Source organism: Paenibacillus sp. y28, from assembly GCF_037137075.1.
Taxonomy (GTDB): Bacteria; Bacillota; Bacilli; order Paenibacillales; family NBRC-103111; genus JBBBNV01.
Genome location: NZ_JBBBNV010000028.1, coordinates 1 through 6,848, shown reverse-complemented (window position 1 = coordinate 6,848; position 6,848 = coordinate 1). Strand labels below are relative to the sequence as shown.

The following is a 6,848-nucleotide window of genomic DNA, read 5'->3' as shown; positions in this document are numbered from 1 at the left end:
ACCGCGCTCCGCGCCGGATAGCATCGCGCTCCGTGCCGGATAGCATCGCGCTCCGCGCCGGATAGCACCGCGCTCCGTGCCGGATAGCACCGCGCTCCGCGCCGGATAGCACCGCGCTCCGCGCCGGATAGCACCGCGCTCCGCGCCGGGTAGCACCGCGCTCCGTGCCGGATAGCACCGCGCTCCGCGCCGGATAGCACCGCGCGCAGCTCCCAGCGCGCGGTGCTTCGCTGCATGACGGCGGTCGGTTCGACCACATACATAGTACCGGTTATTCCCGGCAGTCCGGGCGTACTTCAGCTATTTGCAGGGCTGCACGCGGTTGACCATCGTCATGTAATGCCGCACCGCGCGCAGCTCCTAGCGGGCGGTCTGAGCGCTCACTGCTGTGAGAGCATTTAGGGATGCAATAAAGACACTGTCTGCGTTTGTATGAATTACATAAGAATAGCGCGTTAATTTCTGTTATAACTGAGCCATATATCCCGTTCTTCCTCGGTCATGCCGCCTGTAATCGTTGAGAAATCGATTTTACGGGAAAACAGGTGCCGCAGTACATTAAATTGCTGGAAGGAGCCTGTAAACTTTTGCAGGGAAGGACACGAAGCCAGAGAAGCCAAATCGCCGAATTGAACGCAGCCGTTCAGCTCCAGCGCGCTCAAGCTCCCGATTCTCTCCAGCGCGGAGGCATCACGCACTTCCGACTTGGTCAGCTTGAGCTCCTCCAATTTCCGGCAAGGGATCAGGAACTCCAGATGCGGAAGAAAGGCATGCTCGATATGGAGAGATTTCAGGCTGCTGAGCTGCCCAAGGCAGGCCATATCCTCTGTTTTCACATCATCAAAGCCGGTAATCGTCAAATGCTGCAGCCCTTTGAGTCCGGACAGCGTTCGGATTTGTTCAGCATTTAACCGGGATACATGGAGAGAACGCAGGCTTTTCATTTGCATGAGCGGCGTAAAGTCTCGAACTGGCGTAACACCGATATCCAGATTGTTCAGCTTTGGAAGAGAGGCGAGCGGAGTCAAATCGGCAACGGGCGTTTTGGACAAATTCAAATCCTGCAAATACGCCAGGTGCTGCAGCGGCTTCAAATCACAGACCGGATTGCCGGTCAAATAAAGCTGCTTCAGCTTTTCACAGCCCTTCAACGGAGTAATATCGCTAATTTGATTTGCACTGAGGACAAGCTCCCGGACATCCCGGCAGTACTGAAGAGGGGAGATGTCCTCCAGTCCTTCATTAATGAAGAAAAGCTTTTTTGCCTTGAACAGGCCTGCAGCCGAACCATAGCCGGTTACAATGCGGCTCCGCCACTCCTCGGCAAGTGTCCCTAGCCATTCCTTCGGTTCCGGTAGGGCGGCGTCAGGCGGCTTGACCGGAGACAGCACGGGCAAATCAAGGGAACGGATGGCATCCAAAAAGTGATCGCCGGCTTCCTTGCCAAAGCTCCAATATGTAAATTCATCCTCGTCATGGACCGTATAGTTGCCGCACCTTACAGTTTCCGAAATAAATTGAAGCAAATCGGTCAAATTCCTGGAAATGACATATTTAGTTTCCTCATCCCGTCCGAAATTGATGATTTGGCCCGGCTGTCCTTCCTCTGCGGGGTCAAGGTCAATGCCGAGATTGTTCCCTCCGCCGTCTTTGCTGATAGGAATCCAGAGCCGGTTAATGTACTGTTCCTTGATCCAGCCCAGGGGGACGGAGTGATGCGTGCCGAGGAAGGCGTATTCCTGCTCCAGGTCGGACCATATTTTCCAATCGCTGATCAGCTCGTCAAGAGACAAGAACTGGAGTCCGAAGAACAACCCCGGCCCGGTACGCTGTTCCCCGTTATGCATCAGGTATAAGGAGCGCAGCGGCTCAGGGAACGTAGTTCCGAGGACTTCCTCTGCCTTGCGAATCTCTTCTTCCGTTGCGGGAGGATTTAAGGCGTCAGCCAGCTCCGGCAGGGCCGGCTGCAGCAGCGCCTTAATTTCATTCATGCATTCAAGCGTCACGATGGATGCCTCCTTTGTATGAATTGCATTTGAGGAACGTAGCGGCAAAGGCTTTCCGGTTAGCCTGTTCTCGATTATAACATAAATTGGGAGCCTGCAATCCGCTCGTTAGGGAAAATGCAGCCGGACCGCTCCGAAAAATCCGTCGACAAAAACGGACGGAAGTATATTATAATGGAAGAACGTCCAATTCTTGCAGAAGGGAATATAGCAATGAGAGACAACTTAGAAGATTCACCGGCAAAATGGTTCCGGCGAAGCCTGTTCATGGCGGCTGTGCTTATCGGTCTGCTGGTGCTTCCTCCAGGCGGATTCGCACATGAAGCAGATGCGGTTGTCGTCACATTAGGCCTCAGCACAAACGAAGCAAGCTACGGAGAACCGGTTTCCCTCCATGCCAATGTTACCTCCCTGGCTACCGGGACATCGGGTCCGGGCGGAACCATCCTCATATTAAATCAGAACACCGGAATGATTCGGACAGTCCCGCTAGAGGCGGAGGAGCCGATGCTATCCGAGCGGACGGACATACCGACCAACATACCGGCTTCCTTGGAACACAGCTGCAAGACTGGTCCGGATGGACTGGAGAACGCGGCATCATGCCCGGTAATGAAATGGGGCGACTATACATTCTGGGCCTTCAGCTACCTGGATCATCGGGAAGCCTTCGGTATTGTTCAATATGATGTAAACGGGAATATAGTGAAATACTGGGAGAATCCCGGCGCAAGTCATGTCTATGACATGACATTGGACGCGGACAATGAGACAGTGACCTTTTGGGGGCAAGGGCAAAACAAAGTGACGATGAAATGGAGCGAGCTAATCGCGGCCAACAGCAGCGCGGACACCATCATTTCGGATTTGGCCCCCGGGAATTACAGTCTGATGGCCTTGTATGTGCCCAATGATAATCGTCATTTCGAAAGCATATCCGCCAGTGTGCCGCTTCGAATTCACCCCATCGCAAGCGGGGTGCGGGTAAGCAGCAGCAAGGAGTCGGCTTCTCTGGGGCAGCCGGTGACGTTTACGGCTCAGTTCACTCCGGCGGCGGGCATAGTGCCGACGGGAGGCGTTATTTTCTATAACGGGGCAGCTCCGATTGGCGTTGCTCCGCTGCAGGTCAACGGAGCCAATACTGTAGCGTCTGCTGTGTATACAACGAGCTCTCTGCCGATCGGCACTCATCCGATAACGGTTTCTTACTCAGGAGACTTTGCGTATTCGCCAAGTGTTTCGGACGTGCTCCAGCAGAAGGTTGGCAGGGTTGGGACGATAACGGCTCTGCAGCTGACCGGACCTGTATCACCTGGAACGGTAACAGCGGAGGTATATGTCAAGCCGGAGCTGCCCGGCCTTCCGGTACCGGGCGGACAGGTGATGATCAGCGAGAATGCCCAGCCGGTTCAAGCAGCCGAACTCGATGCAGCCGGTAAGGCGGTCATCACCCTGGATTCGTTGTTCCCAGGGGAGCACGTCTTCATCGCTTCCTATCTTGGGAATGATATTTACGAATCCAGCTATTCCGAACCGCAGCTCATAACGATTGAGAACCATCAGGCAGCTGCGCTGGACTCGCTGACTGTGGCGGGCGCGGAGCTGACCCGCGAGTTCGATCCCGCTGTGCTCCAGTATACGGCTGTGGCTGGCAGGGAGGTCGAGCAGCTTCTGTTGACAGGGTCCGCCAGCAGCAGCGCTGCAGCATGGACAGTGAACGGACAGAGCCCGACGGGGCGACCCGCCAGTATCCCGGTACCTGTGCAAGAGGGCATGAACACCATCAGGATTGTGGTCACGTCTGCAGACGGACAAGCCCAGACGGTGTATTCGATTACCCTGTACAAGCGGCCGGCTCACCGTTTAAGCGCGCAGCATGGGCTGGAGCAAATCGCCGCCCGCTTTGACCTCAGCGGAGACGGGCAGTTCAATACCGAGGATATGAAGGCTATTTTGGCGGAAATTGAACCGCTCTTTATTGAATTGCCCTAGGCTGAATTTGCTAGGGCAAGATTTATTCCGTATGGCACACAGCTTTGATGTGGTCGACCGACCGCCGTCACGCAGTGAAGCACCGCGCGCTGGGAGCTGCGTGCGGTGCGGAAAAGGGGGCCATTCCGGGACGACGAATGGGGCCCGGCCAACCTTGAAGGACCTGCCCCCCTGGCGACTGCATTTGATGCACGCCAGGGGGCAGGTTCTTTTTGTGCTGCTGCGCAATGAAGCGCGCTGCCATTCTATAAGTCGGGAATATCTTGACGCCTGCTGTGCTTGTCCCTATATTTAATCCGTATACGGAACGAGGCCCTGAATTGACGCGCTGCCTGCAGAGGAGCTTGATGCTGCTGGCCGGAGTCACCGGCTTCCGATGAAAGGGAGGAATCACCCATGACTGTAAAAAGGCGGATAACCGCTGACGATTTGTACCGGTTTAGCTGGATTGGCGACCCGGCGGTAAGCCCGGACGGTACGCGGATTGCTTATGCGTCCCGGACGGTAAATCAAGCCCGGGACGGCTACCGCACTTATATCCGTCTTGCTGCTGCCGACGGATCAGCCGACCGTGCGTTTACGTCCGGGACTCTGGACAGCGCGCCTGCCTGGTCGCCGGACGGCTCCCGTCTGGCGTTCCTCCGCAAGCAGGACAAGCTGCAGCAGGTATGGACGATTCCTGCGGACGGCGGCGAAGCCTCCATCTTGACCCCGCCGGGCTATACGGTCAGCTCCTTCTCCTGGTCGCCGGACGGGCAGGAGCTGCTGTTTCGAGGAAGAGAGGTGTCCCTGCAGGAGCAATGCGGGAGGATGGACAAATCCGAGCCGGCGGGCGCGCCGGAGGTTATTGTTGTGGACTGCACGAAATGGAGAGCGGACGGCGATGGGATTTGGGACGGCCGCTGCACCGGGCTGTTCGTGCTGGATCTGGCAACGCTGGAGGCTCGTCCGGCTGTATCGGGCGAATCGGAACGCCTCGATATTGCCGCTTCCGTCTGGTCGCCAAGCGGGGGGCAGATTGCCTTTGCCGCCAAAATCCCGGAAGGGATCGCCGGTCCGGGCTTGACCTTGAAGCACGCTTTGTTTGTGGTTGGGCGTCAGGGCGGCCGTCCGCGGCGCCTGACCGCGCCGGAGTATGTGGTGCAGCAGCTGGCTTTTACCCCGGACGAGGCACAGCTGGCCTTTGTTGCTCATGACCGCCGTTTGGGCGGTGCGACGCACAATGAGCTGTATACAATCCCGGTGTCCGGGGGACGGGTGGCTTCGCTGAGTGAAGGGACCGACCTCCATATCGGCAATGCTGCCGTCAGCGATATGCGTTCGGGCGATTCGGCGCCGCTTGTCATGAGCTGTGACGGCGCTTCCTTCTATACGCTGGCCTCTTATCAGGGCAGCGTTCAGCTGTACCGGTTTAGCGCTGCCGGGGGGACGGCTGAACCGCTGACACAGGGGGAGCGCGAGGTATACTCTTTTAGCGGCCGTCCCGAGAACGGCGCTTTTATTGTGGCCTCCGCCCATGCGCTGTCCCCCGGGGACCTGTATCGTCTGGACCTGACGACCGGCAAGGAGGTACGGCTTACGGAGAGCAATGATGCTCTCCTGATGGAGCTTGAGCTTCAGCAGCCGGAGCCGCTCTGGACGACAGCACCGGATGGCGGCGATCTTCACGGCTGGTTCCTGAAGCCAATCGGCGTCCGTGCCGGGGAAAGCTATCCGGCGGTTCTGGAAATTCACGGCGGGCCTCATGCGATGTACGGCAGCACCTTTATGCATGAATTCCAGCTGTTGGCCGCTCAGGGCTATGGCGTGATTTACGCAAATCCGCGCGGCAGCCTTGGCTATGGACAGCGCTTTGCGGATGCATGCCGCGGGGATTACGGCGGCGGAGACTATATGGACGTCATGGCCGCCGTCGATTATGCGGTGAAGCAGTACCCGGATATCGACCGGTCACGGATTGGTGTGACGGGCGGCAGCTACGGGGGCTTTTTGACCAATTGGATTGTCGGGCATACGAGCCGCTTTCGGGCGGCGGTGACGCAGCGGTCGATTTCGAACTGGCTGTCCTTCTACGGCGTGAGCGATATCGGCTCCTACTACACCGAGGAGGAGATCGGAGGCAACCCGTGGGAGCATGCGGCCGCTTTGTGGAAGCATTCGCCGCTCTCGTATGTGCATGCTGTGGAGACGCCGCTGCTGATTTTGCACGGGGAACAGGATTTGCGCTGCCCAATCGAGCAGGCGGAGCAGCTGTACATGGCGCTGAAGAAGCTCGGTAAAACAGTGCAATTCGTCCGTTTTCCGGGAGCCAGCCACGAATTGTCGCGCAGCGGGCATCCCCGGCTGCGTGTGGAGCGTCTGAACCGGATTGCCGGCTGGTTTGAAAGCCATTTAGGCTAGAACCGGCATGAATCGCCGCCTGGTACTGCATTTTGTAAATCCTGCACCGCCGCTGTGAGCAATGAAAATATTTCGGCCCGCAAAGCAGCAGCGGATGAAGCTTTCCTGCAGGCAGCTTTGTTTTTGAACGGTCCTTCAGGTTGCGAGCTTCCCGCTCTGTTGTCAGCTGCGGGGGACAGGGTTGACGATGCTGAAGGACCGGGCGAAGGCGAAAGCGGGGGCGCGCTTTGCAGGGTGTGGAAAATAATGGGCCTGTCCAGCATTGACGGTGCCGGAGCCCGCCGCTATACTTGCAGGTAGATGAGAGGAAGGATGCGAGTCGCCGGTTTTTTTATTTTATTTAACGACACTAGCGTTGCATTAATTTTCCCTGAATCTTCATAATTTTCTGTATTTATCTCATTCAGACGCAAAAAAATCCTTTACAATGGATTGGCAGGTAGTTCCTGT

4 protein-coding genes are annotated in these 6,848 nt (G+C 57.0%); 2 read left to right on the top strand and 2 right to left on the bottom strand.

Going from position 1 to position 6,848, the window contains the following annotated elements; genetic code table 11:
- Together WBG83_RS18480 and WBG83_RS18475 are read right to left on the bottom strand one after the other, a co-directional pair.
- On the bottom strand, window positions 1-236 hold a 236-nt coding region (locus WBG83_RS18480), incomplete at its 3' end, for a hypothetical protein (RefSeq protein WP_336746770.1).
- 219 nt (window positions 237-455) lie between these two features.
- Window positions 456-2,006 carry an SMI1/KNR4 family protein gene (locus tag WBG83_RS18475; RefSeq protein WP_336746769.1) on the bottom strand — a complete coding sequence of 517 codons (1,551 nt, stop codon included), beginning with the start codon at window positions 2,004-2,006 and terminating at the stop codon, window positions 456-458.
- Between the two features lie 213 nt (window positions 2,007-2,219).
- Here WBG83_RS18475 and WBG83_RS18470 point away from each other — a divergent pair, with 213 nt between their 5' ends.
- Together WBG83_RS18470 and WBG83_RS18465 are read left to right on the top strand one after the other, a co-directional pair.
- On the top strand, window positions 2,220-3,998 hold the full coding sequence (locus tag WBG83_RS18470; protein WP_336746768.1) for an Ig-like domain repeat protein: 1,779 nt from the start codon (window positions 2,220-2,222) through the stop codon (window positions 3,996-3,998).
- Between the two features lie 396 nt (window positions 3,999-4,394).
- Window positions 4,395-6,398 carry a S9 family peptidase gene (locus tag WBG83_RS18465; protein WP_336746767.1) on the top strand — a complete coding sequence of 668 codons (2,004 nt, stop codon included), beginning with the start codon at window positions 4,395-4,397 and terminating at the stop codon, window positions 6,396-6,398.
- Window positions 6,399-6,848: the final 450 nt, after the last annotated feature.

Coding starts and splice junctions, on each gene's coding strand:
- WBG83_RS18470 (WP_336746768.1), top strand. CDS start 2,220: ATGAGAGACAACTTAGAAGATTCACCGGCAAAATGGTTCCGGCGAAGC.
- WBG83_RS18465 (WP_336746767.1), top strand. CDS start 4,395: ATGACTGTAAAAAGGCGGATAACCGCTGACGATTTGTACCGGTTTAGC.